This is a genomic window from Mycobacterium sp. NGS61, from assembly GCF_059812325.1.
This window is the reverse complement of record NZ_JCALCL010000005.1, coordinates 78,296-92,504: the sequence shown is the minus strand read 5'-3', so window position 1 is coordinate 92,504 and position 14,209 is coordinate 78,296. Positions and strand designations below refer to the sequence as shown.

The 14,209-nt window shown below is 66.0% G+C and carries 11 protein-coding genes, 1 tRNA gene and 1 pseudogene; 5 read left to right on the top strand and 8 right to left on the bottom strand.

Going from position 1 to position 14,209, the window contains the following annotated elements; translation table 11 throughout:
• Nucleotides 1-15: 15 nt before the first annotated feature.
• The 3 genes from AC5Y3Z_RS12955 to AC5Y3Z_RS12945 all read right to left on the bottom strand — a co-directional run bounded on the left by AC5Y3Z_RS12955 (nt 16) and on the right by AC5Y3Z_RS12945 (nt 4,239).
• A complete protein-coding gene (locus AC5Y3Z_RS12955; protein WP_463827356.1) occupies nt 16-1,539 on the bottom strand; it encodes a carotenoid oxygenase family protein in 1,524 nt (507 codons plus the stop codon).
• A 2-nt stretch (nt 1,540-1,541) separates the two neighbouring features.
• Entirely contained in the window at nt 1,542-2,762 is a 1,221-nt protein-coding gene (locus AC5Y3Z_RS12950; RefSeq protein WP_463827357.1) for an acetyl-CoA acetyltransferase, read from the bottom strand.
• A gap of 286 nt (nt 2,763-3,048) precedes the next feature.
• The gene (locus tag AC5Y3Z_RS12945) at nt 3,049-4,239 is read right to left on the bottom strand and encodes a PucR family transcriptional regulator (RefSeq protein ID WP_463827358.1); all 1,191 of its coding nucleotides are present in this window, start codon (nt 4,237-4,239) and stop codon (nt 3,049-3,051) included.
• Between the two features lie 84 nt (nt 4,240-4,323).
• Between AC5Y3Z_RS12945 and AC5Y3Z_RS12940 the strand changes: the two genes are divergently transcribed.
• The 4 genes from AC5Y3Z_RS12940 (at nt 4,324) to AC5Y3Z_RS12925 (ending at nt 9,117) form a co-directional block, all read left to right on the top strand.
• The gene (locus tag AC5Y3Z_RS12940; protein ID WP_463827359.1) at nt 4,324-5,451 is read left to right on the top strand and encodes a ferredoxin reductase; all 1,128 of its coding nucleotides are present in this window, start codon (nt 4,324-4,326) and stop codon (nt 5,449-5,451) included.
• A gap of 10 nt (nt 5,452-5,461) precedes the next feature.
• Nucleotides 5,462-6,610, top strand: a complete 1,149-nt coding sequence (locus tag AC5Y3Z_RS12935; protein WP_463827360.1) for a fatty acid desaturase family protein — start codon at nt 5,462-5,464, stop codon at nt 6,608-6,610.
• A 128-nt stretch (nt 6,611-6,738) separates the two neighbouring features.
• A complete protein-coding gene (locus tag AC5Y3Z_RS12930) occupies nt 6,739-7,497 on the top strand; it encodes a YoaK family protein (RefSeq protein ID WP_463827361.1) in 759 nt (252 codons plus the stop codon).
• Nucleotides 7,498-7,761: 264 nt separating this feature from the next.
• On the top strand, nt 7,762-9,117 hold the full coding sequence (locus AC5Y3Z_RS12925) for a DEAD/DEAH box helicase (RefSeq protein ID WP_463827362.1): 1,356 nt from the start codon (nt 7,762-7,764) through the stop codon (nt 9,115-9,117).
• 51 nt (nt 9,118-9,168) lie between these two features.
• Here the strand turns inward: AC5Y3Z_RS12925 and AC5Y3Z_RS12920 are convergent.
• Nucleotides 9,169-9,244: transfer RNA gene (locus tag AC5Y3Z_RS12920), tRNA-Arg, on the bottom strand.
• Between the two features lie 175 nt (nt 9,245-9,419).
• The gene (locus tag AC5Y3Z_RS12915; protein WP_463827363.1) at nt 9,420-9,980 is read right to left on the bottom strand and encodes a TetR/AcrR family transcriptional regulator; all 561 of its coding nucleotides are present in this window, start codon (nt 9,978-9,980) and stop codon (nt 9,420-9,422) included.
• A gap of 107 nt (nt 9,981-10,087) precedes the next feature.
• On the opposite strand from AC5Y3Z_RS12915, the gene AC5Y3Z_RS12910 reads away from it, so the two are divergent.
• On the top strand, nt 10,088-11,605 hold the full coding sequence (locus AC5Y3Z_RS12910) for a carotenoid oxygenase family protein (protein ID WP_463827364.1): 1,518 nt from the start codon (nt 10,088-10,090) through the stop codon (nt 11,603-11,605).
• Between the two features lie 74 nt (nt 11,606-11,679).
• Here the strand turns inward: AC5Y3Z_RS12910 and AC5Y3Z_RS12905 are convergent, their stop codons facing one another.
• The 3 genes and pseudogenes from AC5Y3Z_RS12905 to AC5Y3Z_RS12895 all read right to left on the bottom strand — a co-directional run bounded on the left by AC5Y3Z_RS12905 (nt 11,680) and on the right by AC5Y3Z_RS12895 (nt 14,203).
• Nucleotides 11,680-12,498, bottom strand: coding sequence for an LLM class F420-dependent oxidoreductase (locus AC5Y3Z_RS12905; RefSeq protein WP_463827365.1), 819 nt, complete (start codon nt 12,496-12,498; stop codon nt 11,680-11,682).
• A 31-nt stretch (nt 12,499-12,529) separates the two neighbouring features.
• A pseudogene (locus AC5Y3Z_RS12900) lies at nt 12,530-12,943 on the bottom strand (gamma-glutamylcyclotransferase family protein); the annotation flags it as partial.
• A complete protein-coding gene (locus AC5Y3Z_RS12895) occupies nt 12,944-14,203 on the bottom strand; it encodes an Nramp family divalent metal transporter (protein WP_463827508.1) in 1,260 nt (419 codons plus the stop codon).
• Nucleotides 14,204-14,209: the final 6 nt, after the last annotated feature.

The following is a 14,209-nucleotide window of genomic DNA, read 5'->3' as shown; positions in this document are numbered from 1 at the left end:
AGAACCCGACGAGGCTCACAGCCCGATCGCTGATGCTGCCGACTCCACATCGTCCCACCGGCGGAGCTCCGCGCCGGCCACCCACGTCGAATGCGTGCCGCTGGAAACACGTTCGGGCAGTGCGAGTTTGCAGACGGGTCCGGCGCTGACCCGGGCCGCGTCGAACACCAGGCAATACGATGCGTCGGCGTTCATGTCGGTTGTCAACGTCACCAGGTACCCGTCGTCCTCACCGGCACCGCCCACCCGTGGTGCCATGGCGGTTTCGCTGCCGTACACACCGTCGCCGAAGTCGAACCGCTCCTCACTGCCGGTACGCAGATCGTGTTTGACCAGCCCGTCGAACAGGAACCAACCGGGTTTGCCGCTGGCCGCATACACGTAGCGGTAGTCGCGGGTCAGGTAGTCGGCGTTGATCATCCCGAACTCGGTGATCGACTCGGACAGCGGACCTTCCCGCACCTGGCCGGTGACCAGATTCAACCGCCACCGGTGTAGGCGGGCCTCCATGCGATCCAAGGCGAGGAAGCGAAACAGTTTCTCCCACTTGCCGCTTGGCCCGGCACCGCTCTCCAGCGGTTGCGGAGCCCCTTCGAAGAAGCCGTCCAGCACGATCTCGTCGCCGTCCTCGTAGGCATTGGTGAAATGCAACACGAACGTCGGGTCGGCCTCGAACCAGCGGATGTCGGCAGTGTCGCCGCGGCGTGGTATCACGGCGAACCGCGACGGCATGTCCGGGTAGAAGCGCGGCAGGTGGACCTGATGCTCGAGCAACCGGGGATCCCAGAACAGCGGGAAATCGTTGAGGATGGCGTAGTTTTCGGTGAACGCCATGTCGTGCGGGAGCCGCGGGCCGGGCAGCGGGATGTCGACGTAGTGAGCCAGATCGTTGTTCGCGTCGACCACGCCGTATCGCAGATACGGATCCTGCTTGCTGTAGTTGAAGAACAGCAGTTCGCCGGTGGTGCTGTCCACCTTGGGATGTGCCGACACCCCCCAGTCGGACGGAAAGGCGCCGTTCCAGTTCTCTTTGCCCAGCGTGTTTCCCGAGCGGGGGTCCACCCGGTACAGGTCACCGCACTGGTAGAAGCTGGTCAACGCGACGCCGCGGTGCACGATCACATCGGTGCTGGACGCGTCTTTCATCAACCCCCGTGCACCCCAACCTGTTTCCCGCTTGGCGAACTGCACCGGCTCTGCCAGTCCGGGCCAAAGCGGTTCACCCGCTTCATTTTCTGCGAGGAATCCGGTTGTCTTGACGAACCGGTTGCGGTAGAAGGCGGTGCCGTCGCGGAACCCCACGACGTGCAGCATGCCGTCGCCGTCGAACGGGTGATAGGTCTTGAACGCCGGGTGCAACGGATTCTCGGTGTTACGCAGATAGATGCCGTCCAAGTCGCGGGGAATCGCACCTTCGACCACAGTCAGGTCGTCGGCATCCCATTCGGTGGTCTGCGGTCGCCACGGACCCGTGCGGTACGGGTGGTCATCGTCCTCGGGCAGCGTCGACAGATATTTCCCGACGATGTCCACATCCATCGTCAAACGCCTTTGCTGACAACGAAACTGACCGTGGTAGCGGTGCTGCCCCCGAAGTTGAGGGTGCCGAATCTCCGCGCGCCTTCCACCTGGTAGTCGCCGGCTGCGTCGCTGACCTGTTTGGCGGCGTCCAGCAACATCCGCACCCCGGACGCCCCGACCGGGTGCCCCCCACCGATCAAGCCGCCACTGGGGTTGATCGGCAGCCGGCCACCGATCTCGATGTCGCCGTTCTCGATCGCCTTCCACGATTCACCCGGCCCCGTCAGCCCGATGTGGTCGATGGCCAGGTATTCGCTAGGTGTGAAGCAGTCGTGCACCTCGAACCCGTCGACCTCGTCGAGGCTCACCTGTGCGCGGCGCAGCGCGTCGAGCACCGCCGACCGCACGTGCGGCAGCACGTAGGGATCCTCGGCCGCACGGTCCAGCTTCTGCCGCAGTCCCAGGCCGACGGTGCGATGCCCCCAGCCGTCGATTCGCCCGATCGGCCGGGCCGACGGGTGCTTGCGCAGGTAGGCATCGTTGACCAGCACCACACCCGCGCCACCGTCGGTCATCTGGCTGCAGTCGAACCTGCGTAACCGGCCCTCGGTCACCGGGTTGGATTCGTCGTCGTCGGTGATCGGGTTCGGGACGGCCCAGTCGCGGGTCTGGGCGTTCGGATTGCGACGCGCATTGGCGAAGTTGAGTTGGGCGAGTGCCCGCAGATGCGTGTCGTCCAACCCGTACCGCCGGTCGTATTCATCGGCGACCTGCGCGAACATCGAGGGCCACAGGTAGCGCGCCCCGGCCCCTTCATGCCCGGTCCAGGCCGCCGCGCCGAGATACTGCGCGGCGGTATCGCCCGGAACGGTCTTTTCCAATTCCAGCCCGACCACGAGCGCGGTGTCGTAGGCCCCGGATCGCAGGTCGGCGATCGCCGCTAGGGCGGCGATGCTGCCTGAGGCGCACGCGGCCTCGTGCCGGGAGGCGGGTGTGTCCCACAGCCCGTCGCACACCGTGGCCGGCATGGCACCCAGGTGGCCCTGGGCGGCGAACATCTCGCCGAATGCGTTCCCGACGTGCACGACGCCGATGTCGGCCGCCGTCAACCGCGCCGCAGCCAGCGTGGCGCGCACCACCTCGGCGGTCAGGGCGGCGAAGTCACGCCGCTCCCGGGTGAGGTTGCGAGCGAAGTCGCTCTGGTAGCCGCCCAGAACCCACACGCCGGTGACACCGTCCATACCGGCACGGTACTCCCGCGTGCAGGACCTGATCGGGGCTTCGCCCGACCCGACGAAGGGGCCGAAAATTAAAGCGGTCCCGTCGGCTCTCGGGCTGAACCGACGGGACCTCGGTGGGCATATTGGCCGGCCGATATGCCCACCTCTTTTGGGTCATTGCCAGCAATGTCGATTGACAAACATGTTGGGTGATTTCTCTGGCTAACGAACTCGCATCGGGGTGCCGGTGCAGTTGGTCTGCCGACCTTCAAGGCGGAACGCTGGTATCTGCTGCTATGGCAAGGGATTACGCGTGTCCGCCGAGGGCGACGGTCAGCTCCAGCACGGTGCGGGGGTCGCTGAGCCGGTCGCCGTACAGTTCGCGAAGTTGGGTCATCCGATAGCGAACGGTCTGGGCGTGGACGAACAGATCGGCGGCCATCGCCTCGCGCCGACCCTGGTTCAGCACCCAAGAACGGAGCGTCTCGGTGAGCCGTGCGGCGGTGTTCGGCGACAGCCCGGACAGCGGTGCCAGGACGCGGACGCTGAGATCGTCAGCAGCTTCCGGGTCGGCGCCGAGCACGATTTCCACCAGGTGGTCGTCGGTGTCGACCGCGGTGTGGGTGCTCACCAGCGTGCGGGCCTGCAGCGTGCGCTGGTAGGACACCTGGACGCGATGCCACGGTCGCGCCGGCCCCACCACGGCCCTGCGGTTCGTCACTGCCGACAGCAGGTGACGTCGCTGGATTCCCGCCATGTCTGGCACCAGCAACACTGCCAGGGCTTCTGACCTGTCCACCCCGGGCAGGTCCTCGGACAATTGCAGCGTCGACTGGCCGAACTGCGCGGCCAGACCGCGCGTCTGGGTCTGCGGCAGCAGCACGGCTGTCAGCGTGTCGGCCGGCTGCCAGCCCGCCATCTCTGCATCGGCGAGCAGAGTCGACTCGGGTTGGCCGACCAGCAGATCCTGGGCCAGCCGTTCGAGGTAGCGCTGTCGAACGCGTCCCGATGTCGCCAATTCGTCGGCGTGGCCGGACACGCTGGACGCGGACAGTTCGTCGATGTAGGCGAACACCAATTCGGCGAATCTGGCGATAGTGTCTGCGGGCACACCGGCTGCCACTGCGGTCGTGGACAACTCGCGCCAGGCCACCCGCGCACCCACCCGGAAAGCTGACAGCAGGGCATCGATCGAGCGGCCTTGGCGCGCCTCCCCGCGACCGAGCTCATAGGCACCATCGAGCGCGGGCGACAGCGGCGGACCGGGATCGGCGTCGTCTGCCCGGGTCGCCAGGCGCAGGAAGACGCCCAGCGAGGTCTGCACCGCGTCCTCGATGTTCTGGCCCATCCGCCCGCTGAACGCGCGGGCATAACTGGGCACTTCAATGGTGATCGCTGTCACTGTTCGCTCGGCCATGGCCGGCAACGTCGCTTCCAACGCTCTGACCACGGGCTCGTCCAGGTGCAGCCCGGTCAGGCGGGGGGACAGATCCGGCAAGATTGTTCCTTTCGAACAAATATGTCCTGAATATTCACTCAGGTAAGTCAAGACTTTACATCTAGGCACAACGACGATGGAGTCATGACAATCACGGCGCTTCGACCCAACGTCGGCGGTGCATTGCGTTCGCGGGTGATGAAGTTTGCCGAGCGGATCGCGATGCCGCTCGCCACGCCGCTGGTCCCGGCCGATTACCTCGACGTCATCGACCCGCTCCGCTCGGCTACGACGCTGCGGGGTCGGATCGTCGCGATCAACCCAGAAACGCGCGACGCCGCCAGCCTGGTGATCAAGCCCGGTCGGGGCTGGCGCCCGCACCTGCCCGGTCAGTACGTGCGGGTCGGGGTCGATGTCGACGGCGTCCGACAGTGGCGGGCCTACTCGCTGACCTCCACGATTCACCGGCGGGACGGCTGCTTCGCGATCACCGTGAAGGCCATCCCGGGTGGCGTCGTCAGCAACCATCTGGTGCGGCGCGCCACCGTCGGCACCGTCATCCACCTCGACCGGGCTGCCGGTGATTTCACCCTCGGCGATCGGCCGCCCGCCAAGATTCTGTTCCTGACCGCGGGCAGCGGCATCACACCGGTGATGGGGATGTTGCGCAACATGGCCGACGTCGGTGACGGCAGCCCCGACATCGTGGTGGTGCATTCGGTACCCACGGCCGACGACGTCATCTTCGGCTGGGATCTGCGGATGCTGGCGCGGCAGGGCCGAATTCGCTTGGTGGAGAGGCACACCGACACCGACGGAATGCTGGACGTGGCGCGCTTGGCCGAGGTGGTCCCGGACTTATCCGAGCGCCACACCTGGGCGTGCGGTCCAGCCGGGTTGCTCGACGCGATCCAGCAGCGTTGGGCCGCTGACGGGATCGCCGACCGGCTGCACATCGAACGATTCCGCCCGGCCGTCGTCGCCACCGGAGAAGGTGGCACCGTCACATTCGCCAAGAGCGGCAGGGTCGTGCAGGCCGACGGTTCCCAGACGTTGCTCGACGCCGGGGAGCGGGCCGGAGAGCTGATGCCTTCCGGGTGCCGGATGGGCATCTGCTTCGGCTGCGTCGTCCCCCTCAACAAGGGTGCCGTACGCGATCTGCGTAACGGCGCGATCACCATGGCCACCGACGACGGCGGCGACCCCGGATCCCGGGTGCAGGTCCAGACCTGCGTGTCAGCTGCCGCCGGCGCTTGCGAGCTCGAACTTTAGAGGAGCCAATATGACTGTGTCCCAGACCGACCCGACCGCTCACCTGTCCGACCGCGACATCGAGGAGCTGGGCCGCGAACTCGACGCGATCCGCGAACACATCCTGGCCAGCCGCGGCGAACGGGACGCCGCCTATATCCGCCGGGTCATCACCGGTCAGCGCAGACTCGAACTCGCCAGTCGCGCAATACTGTTGTTCTCGCTGTTTCCGCCGGCCTGGGTGATCGGCACGGCCGGCCTGGCGATTTCCAAGATCGTGGAGAACATGGAAATCGGACACAACGTGATGCACGGACAGTGGGATTGGATGCGTGATCCCAAGATTCATTCCACCACCTGGGAATGGGACAACGCATCGCCGGCGTCCATGTGGAAGCACTCGCACAACGAGGTGCACCACACCTACACCAACGTGCTGGGCAAGGACCACGACCTCGGTTACGGCATCATGCGGGTCGACGAGAATCAGCGGTGGAAGCCGTTCTACTTGGCCCAGCCGCTGTGGAACTTCATCAACGCCTGCCTGTTCCAATACGGGATCGCGGCTTACGATCTGGAGATCGGCAAGTATCTGCAAGGCCGCAGCGACAAGGACGAGTTCCGCCGCCAGGGCAGGCAGGTGCTGGCCAAAGTGCGCAAGCACCTGGCCCGCGACTATGTATTGCACCCGCTGTTGTCCGGACCCGCAGCGGTGACGACGTTGACCGCAAACCTGACCGCCAACCTGATCCGCAACTGGTGGACCCATTCGGTGATCATGTGCGGGCACTTCCCGGACGGCGTGCAGACCTACGAAAAGTCGTCCATCGTTGGCGAAACCCGCGGTCAGTGGTACCTGCGCCAGATGCTGGGTTCGGCGAACATCAGCGGGAATGCCTTCCTGCACTTCATGACCGGCAACCTGTCCTTTCAGATCGAGCACCACCTGTACCCCGACCTGCCCAGCAATCGCTACCAGGAGATCGCACCGAAGGTGCAGGAGTTGTTCGAGCGTTACGGGCTCACCTACACCACCGGTAGCCTGCCGCGTCAGGTGGCGTCGGCGTGGAAGAAGGTCTTCAAGCTCTCGTTGCCCAACGATTTCCCGCGCCGAGCAGTGCGGACCATCGCCGGCGAGTTGAACGTCGGCAGTCCGCGTCCGGTCGGTCGGGCCGCCTAGGTCGACCCTGAGCTCGAGGAAATACCTGCGACGAAAACACAAGGGTGGCTTATGGTTTCGTCCCTGGGCTAGCGAGTTCGCCAGGCGGCGGTGTTTCACCGGACGGCACCACCGGGTATGCATCGGTAATGCCGCAGTCCAAAACCCGGGAGTCCGGGTCGCCGCCGCGTGGGCTGACGCTGGGCTACACCGCGGTTCTGGCGCTGATCGCCGGCTTCGTCAACGCGGTGGCGTTGCTGATCCTGGCCTTCCCGGTGGGCAATCTCACAGCAGTAACGACCCAGCTGGGCATGAAAACCGCCAACCCGTGGCTCTACGAGGGCTACATCCTGGTCGCCATTCTGGTCGGATTCCTGGGCGGCGCCACGCTCGCGGGGGTGCTGCTGGCGCCCACCCAGGCTCTCACCGGTCGACGGCATGCCGTGTTGCTCATTCTCGAGGCGGTGCTGCTGGTGCTCGCCGTGGTGGGGGTGGAGTTGCGCCCGATCAAAGATTTCATTGCCGCGACCCCCATCGAGCCCGCGTCCGTGCAGGCGATGCTGGCGGCCGCGGCACTCGGCCTGCAGAACGGTTTGACATCGAGCATCCGCGGAATGTCGGTGCGCACCACCCATTTCACCGGAACCGTGACCGACCTCGGGCTGCTGCTCGGCCGCAGTCGCGAGCACGGAATCGACAAGTGGAAGGCGGCGATCCTGTCCACCACGCTGTTGCTGTTTCTCGCCGGTGGCGCGATCGGGCTGCTGTTCGGCGCCCGGATAGGCGTGCACGCCCTGCTGATACCGGCGGCCTCCTGCGTCGCGGTAGCGGTCGCCAGCGTGCTGTACAGCCGCAGTTATCGCGATGACCAGCGCGACGACGCCGTCGAATCGGTCCCGGCCAACTGAGCGGACCGGCTGTGACAATGCTTACCTACCGCAGGCCGGGCGTGGGCATCGTGATAGCGTGCAGTTAACCGTCTGACGTGCCAATCGCCTGCGCGTCGTAGACCGTTCTCTCGCTGGCGAAACTGGGTTTATCCAATCATCCAGCCCTCGAAGCTTTGAACGTAGTTGCCGGGCAACCGCTTCGGCGCTATTGCGGCGATCGATTTTGCCCACCGGCAATCTCGCCACCTCGGTCCGAACCGAAGACTCTGAAAGCACTCTCCTATGACAACAACTCCATCCTTCGCCGACCTCGGTGTCGGCGAGCCGATTGTCCGCGCGCTCGCAGCCGGCGGCATCACCACTGCGTTTCCCATTCAGGTTGCGACGCTTCCCGATACGCTGGCCGGTCGGGACGCGCTCGGTCGCGGCAAGACCGGAAGCGGTAAGACACTGGCCTTCTCCATTCCGCTGGTGGAGCGAGTGGCCCAGCAGCGCCCGTCCCGCGGACCACGAGGACTGGTGCTCGCGCCCACCCGGGAATTGGCCTCCCAGATCGCCGCGGTCCTCGAACCGTTGGCAGCCGCACACCGACTGAAGGTCACCACGATCTTCGGTGGGGTGCCCCAAGGCCGGCAGGTGGCAGCCCTACGGGGCGGCATCGACATCGTCGTCGCGTGCCCGGGCCGACTCGAAGACCTGATGAAGCAACGGCTGGTCAGTCTCGATGCGGTCGCGGTCACGGTGCTCGACGAGGCCGACCACATGGCCGACCTGGGTTTCCTGCCGGCCGTCACGCGCATTCTGGCCGCGACGCCGGCGGACGGCCACCGGATGTTGTTCTCGGCGACGCTGGACAACGACGTCGACAAACTCGTCCGGCGATTCCTCCGCAACCCGGTGACACACAGTGTCGATGCTGCCGACTCGCCGGTACCAGCCATGACCCATCACGTGTTCCACGTCGACGGCGTGACAGCCAAAAGAGAGCTCGTGCATCGACTTGCCTCCGGCAACGGCCGCAGGGTGTTGTTCATGCGGACCAAGCATCAGGCCCGGAAACTGGCCAAGCAGCTCACGGAGGCCGGCGTGCCTTCAGTTGACCTGCACGGCAACCTGTCTCAGCCTGCGCGGGACCGCAACCTGGCAGCTTTCACCACCGGCGCGGCGCGCGTCCTGGTGGCCACCGACATCGCAGCGCGGGGCGTGCACGTGGACGCGGTGGAACTCGTCGTGCATGTGGATCCGCCCGCCGACCACAAGGCCTATCTGCACCGCTCCGGTCGTACCGCGCGCGCCGGCAACGCCGGCGACGTGGTCACCGTGGTGCTTCCTGAACAGCGCAGAGAACACCAGTTGTTGATGCGTAAGGCGGGTATCGACGTACGGCCGCAACAAGTCACCGTTGATTCCGCGCCGGTGCATGCCCTGGTGGGTGAGGTTGCCCCGTTACGGCCGTTCGTTCCGGCGGCACCGGTGGCAGTGCAGGCTCCCAAGAGTGGTGGGTCCCGCAGGCGGCGGTCCGCGACTCCGCAGCAGCGCAGGTCGCCGCATCGTGTCCAGGGGACGGTGAGTGCCGAGGCGGTCAGCCGTCAGGGCGCTCGGCGGCGTCGGGCGGTGCGTCCGCAACAAGCCCGGTGAGGCGCGGACCTCGACACGTTAGCGCCTGTCGCGCAACGCGATACCGACATTTGGTGCCCCCGGCAGGATTCGAACCTGCGACACCGGCTTTAGGAGAGCCGTGCTCTATCCCCTGAGCTACGAGGGCGGGGCGACCGTCGGACTGGCGGCAAACGCCCGACTGATCGATTTGCGTTGCGGCACTCCGCGACGTTCGCATCGCGGCGTGCGGCCTCAGCGTACCGCCAGCGGGCGTCGTAGCGCTGCCGGGTCGGCGCAGCCCGTCCGCGCCTCAGACACCGCCGGCGACGAATCGGGCCGGTTCAACCGACGGTGATCGCGCGTGTCACCGCGGCGGCGACCTCGTCGTCGGTCAGCGTGCTGCGTTCGATCAGCGTGTGTGAAAGCACTGTGCGAACAATGATTTCGGCCGCCTGCATGGCCGGCAATAAGGGACGCGGGTATTCGGTGGCGGCAATCGCCGGGGCCACGGTGGCAGCTACGGTCTGGACGACGTTCAGCCTCGCGTCGCCGATCCGAAGCACTGCCTGCAGCAAGTAGTGCGGTTCGTGGTCGCGCACATAGCTGAAGGCGGCGTGGTCTCGCAGGTACCGCAGCGCCGCAAGGACGGTCGACGAGACTATCGTCGTCGGATCCGCGTCCGTACCGACCCTGGTCATCACATCGCTGGCCATGTGCTGAATTTCGTGCTGGGCCACCGCGGAGATCAATCCGTCTTTGTCGCCGAATTCGCGATAAGCGGTGGCGCGGGAGACGCCCGCGCGCGCAGCCACCTGGCTCAGGGTCAGGGAATCGATGCCGCTTTCGGCGATCAATACCAGCGTCGCCTGTCGCAGGGATTCGGACGAACGGGTTGAGGCCATCACCGGTATTTGTACCGCAGGACACCGGTGGCGGACTGTTGACGGCCACTCCTGTTGAGACTAACGTCGACATCAGTCTCAGTAACTAGCAGCGAGGAGTCTGCCTGGTGGTCAACTCGACGCAGACGCCCGACCTCGACCTGACGGACTTGCCGGCGCTGCGCCGCTACCTGGCGTCGCTGTCACCAGGTGAAAAGGCGCAGGCCACCGACCGACTCGCAGCGCTGTCCAGCGCAGACCTGCTCAGTCTCGGCGTCAGCGAACCGCAGTACACCGAATACGACTACCAGGTGGAGGACGTCGAGGGGACCATCCCTCCGGACCTGCGTGGCACCCTGTACCGCAACGGTCCCGGACGCTGGGAGGACCACGCCGGCCGACCACTTCACCACCTCTTCGACGGCGACGGCATGCTCTCCGCCTTCACCATTGGCGACGGCGGTGTCCACTATCGAAACCGCTACGTGCGTACCCGCCACTACCGGGGCAGGTCCGGAACCACCCATCTCGGCACCGCAGCGCCGGGCGGTTGGCGAGCGAATATTGCGAAGACGCCACCAAACCTGGCCAATACCAACGTGATCGAGCATGCCGGGCACATCTATGCGCTGTGGGAGGGTGGCGCTCCCTACGAGATCGATCCCGAATCGTTGGAGACGGTCGGGGTATGCCGATTCGACGGGCAACTACGCCCGATGGCGACGTTCTCGGCGCATCCCAGCGTCTGTCCGGACAGCGGTGACATGTTCAACTTCGGTGTCGAATTCCTGCCGCGGCCGCACCTGCGCATCTACCGCGCCGATCCGCGAGGTGCCCTGCGACATGAGCGATCGGCCCGGTTGCCCTATCTGGCGATGGTGCACGATTTCGCCATCACGCAGCGCTACCTGGTCTTCCTGGTTTCGCCGATAGTCGCCAATCTGCTGGACATCGGGTTGGGCCGCAAGCCGATCGGCGATGCGTTGTGTTACCGGCCGGAACGGGGAAGCGCCTTCATCCTGGTGCCGCGCGACGGCGGCCGGATCCGTCACATCGACACACCGGCGGTGCTGCAATTTCACCTCAGCAACGCCTACGACGACGGCGACGACGTCGTCGTCGACGTCATCACCTACGAGAACCCGCGCCTATTGCGTAGCATCGCGCGGTTCCAGACCACGCCGCTGCGTGGGTCGCCGTCGGAATTCACCCGGTTCCGTCTCACCAGGTCGGGCCGCGTCATCCGAGATAGGTTGAGCAACAGCGTCTGTGAGTTTCCGCGTCACCATCCGGACCGCGAGGGCCGCCCGTACCGCTACGCATATCTCAACACCCGCCGGGAGCTGTCGTCGCTGTACGACTCCGTCACCAAACTCGACCTCGACGACGGTACTGAGACGACGTTCACCGCCGCCGGGCCCGGAAACAGTTTCTGCGAACCGGTTTTCGTGCCCCGTCCGCAGGCGGACAGCGAGGACGACGGGTGGTTGTTGACCGTCGAGTACCAGGCCGGCCAACACGTGTCCCGGCTGGTCATCTTCGACGCCAGGGACCCCGGCCGTGGCCCGATCGCCAGCGCCCAACTCACCCAGCACATCCCGCAGGGATTCCACGGCAACTTCGTGCCGCGGCGGCGCCCAGCGTGAACGGCGCGCCGCCGACTCGGCGTGTCGTGCCGCGATATCCACGGTCGGGGACGGCGGTCATGGCCGTGCAGCGTTCAGCGCAATTCGGCGATCACCTTGGAGAAGTTCTCAATGTTGTTGTCCTGCACGGTAATAGACGTGATTCCGTAGATATCGCGGTATTGCCGCAACGTGTCGGCGATCTCGCGTGGCGACCCGCTGAGCACTGAGGGCAACGCCAGCAGTTCTTCGTCGGACAGGCCCGGTGTGTACCGGCGCGTCATCGCCAAGTCGGGTTGAGTTTCGCCGTCCCGAGGCATCGACGTGACCGCCAGATTCAATTCCAGCGAGTCGAAGCGGTCGCCGGCCGCGGCACGGACGAACTCGACCCGTTCGGCCAACGGGTCCTCGACATCGCGCACCCGGGCTCCGGTCAGCCCGATGATGTGCGCGTGCCGCGCGGCCAACGTCAACACCCGGTCTCCGTTGCCGGCGATCAGGATAGGCATCTGCGGGTGGTGCTCGCTCAGATACCTCGTCATGTGCCCGAGGTAATCGACCCGTGCCCCGGCACTGGGATACGGCAACTCGGCGGCCTCGAATTCCTCTCGCACGTAACCGGTTCCGAGGCCCACCTCGAGCCGCCCCCCGCTGATCAGATCGAGCCCACCCAGGTCGCGCGACAACAGGGCCGGCTTGTAGAAGGCGGCATTGAGCACGTACATACTCAACCGCAGCCTGGTGGTGACCATGGCGACCGCGGTCAACGTCGGGAAGGGTGCTGCGGCGCCGAGGTGATCTGGCACACAGAGGATGTCGAATCCGTTATCTTCGGCACGCCGGGCGGTGTCCACCAGCGCATCGCGGGACTTGAAGAAACGCATGCTCAACCCGAAGCGAAAATCCTTGGCCACCAATAACCTCCATCTAGTCCGAAGAAACCTGGCGCAGGAAGTCGATCCAATGTTGCGGCAGGCCGTGGTGGACGGCGCCGTCGAGGATGCGCGGCAGGTAGCCCTGCCGCGGCGGGCCGGTCGTCACCCGCGGGTCGATGTACACCCAGGCCGGTGCCGGTCCGCCGCGGGTCTGCACGGTCAGTCGGTCCCGCCGGTAGCGCACCGGCACTCCTTCGGCGCTGTCCAGGCGCGCCAGGTCGTAGTCGGACAGCCACCACAGCACGCCGTGTACTTCGCCGCCGGCCCGCGGCTCGACGGTGGCCACTCCGCGTTCGTTGATCAACCAGTTGTGGTCGCACAGCACTGCCGGCTGTGCGCGGCCTGCGTCGGGACAGCGTGCCGCCATCTGCTGTACGCACAGGTTGGATCCGTATGCGAAGTAGGGGTGCCGGCGGACCGGCATTCAGCCGGTCACCGTCAGATAGATCAGCGCCACGTTGAGCAGACTAATCATCGTTGCGACCACCCAGCCAATGACGGTGGTGACCCGGTGGTTGACGTCGACACCCATCAGCCCACGGTCGGCGGTGAGCCTGACCAGGGGCAGCACCGCGAACGGGATGCCGAAGGACAGCACCACCTGGGAAAGCACCAGGGTGCGGGTGGGGTCGACGTGCAGCGCGAGCAGTGCGACCGCGGGAGTCACCGTGACGAGGCGGCGCACCAGCATCGGGACCGACCAGTTCAGCAAACCCTGCATGATCATCGCCCCGGCGTAGGCGCCCACCGACGAGGAAGCCAGACCGGAGGCCAACAGCCCGAGGGCGAACAGCACGGCGATGCTCGGGCCCAAGGTGTCGCGGACCGCGGCGTAGGCGGCGTCGATAGACCCGACGTCACCGTGGCCGCGCATGTTCAACGCGGCCACCAGCAGCATTGCGGCATTCACCCCGCCGGCGATCACCATCGCCACACCCACGTCCCAGCGGGTGATGCGCAGAATCCGGCGCCGGGGGGGGCCGGGGTCGGGTTGGCCGTGCCGGTCGCGCGCCAGTCCGGAGTGCAGGTACACCGCGTGCGGCATCACGGTGGCGCCCAGGATGGCTGCGGCCAGCAACACGCTTTCGGTGCCCTGGAAGCGCGGCACCAACCCGGACAGCACGTCGGCGGCCGGCGGGGTGGCGACGAAGAAACTGGCGGTGAAGCCCAGCGCGATCACCAGCAACAACCCGGTGATGACCACCTCGAAAAGGCGCTGGCCCCGTCGGTCTTTGATCATCAGCAACAGCAGGGAGATCACGCCGGTGATCAGCCCACCGAGCGGCAACGGCAGACCGAACAGTATGCGCAACGCGATGGCCCCGCCGATCACCTCGGCGACATCGGTGGACATGGCCACGATCTCAGCCTGTGCCCAGAACACCAGTCGGGCCGGCCGCCCCATCCGCTGGCCGATCGCCTCGGGCAGCGAGTGCCCGGTCACCAGGCCGAGTTTGGCCGAAAGGTACTGGACCAGCCCGGCCATCACGTTGGCCGCGACGATGACCCACAGCAGCAGGTAGCCGAACTGGCTGCCCGAACTGACATTGGCGGCGACGTTACCCGGGTCGACGTAGGCGATCGCGGCAACGAACGCCGGACCCAGCAGGTACCAGCTCGCCTTGCCCGGGGTGGTTGTTACCTGCGCCAACTCACCACCCCTTCTTGATCCACATGACCGAATAAAAAA

Coding starts and splice junctions, on each gene's coding strand:
- AC5Y3Z_RS12955 (WP_463827356.1), bottom strand. CDS start 1,539: ATGGATGTGGACATCGTCGGGAAATATCTGTCGACGCTGCCCGAGGAC.
- AC5Y3Z_RS12950 (WP_463827357.1), bottom strand. CDS start 2,762: ATGGACGGTGTCACCGGCGTGTGGGTTCTGGGCGGCTACCAGAGCGAC.
- AC5Y3Z_RS12940 (WP_463827359.1), top strand. CDS start 4,324: ATGACAATCACGGCGCTTCGACCCAACGTCGGCGGTGCATTGCGTTCG.
- AC5Y3Z_RS12935 (WP_463827360.1), top strand. CDS start 5,462: ATGACTGTGTCCCAGACCGACCCGACCGCTCACCTGTCCGACCGCGAC.
- AC5Y3Z_RS12930 (WP_463827361.1), top strand. CDS start 6,739: ATGCCGCAGTCCAAAACCCGGGAGTCCGGGTCGCCGCCGCGTGGGCTG.
- AC5Y3Z_RS12925 (WP_463827362.1), top strand. CDS start 7,762: ATGACAACAACTCCATCCTTCGCCGACCTCGGTGTCGGCGAGCCGATT.
- AC5Y3Z_RS12915 (WP_463827363.1), bottom strand. CDS start 9,980: ATGGCCTCAACCCGTTCGTCCGAATCCCTGCGACAGGCGACGCTGGTA.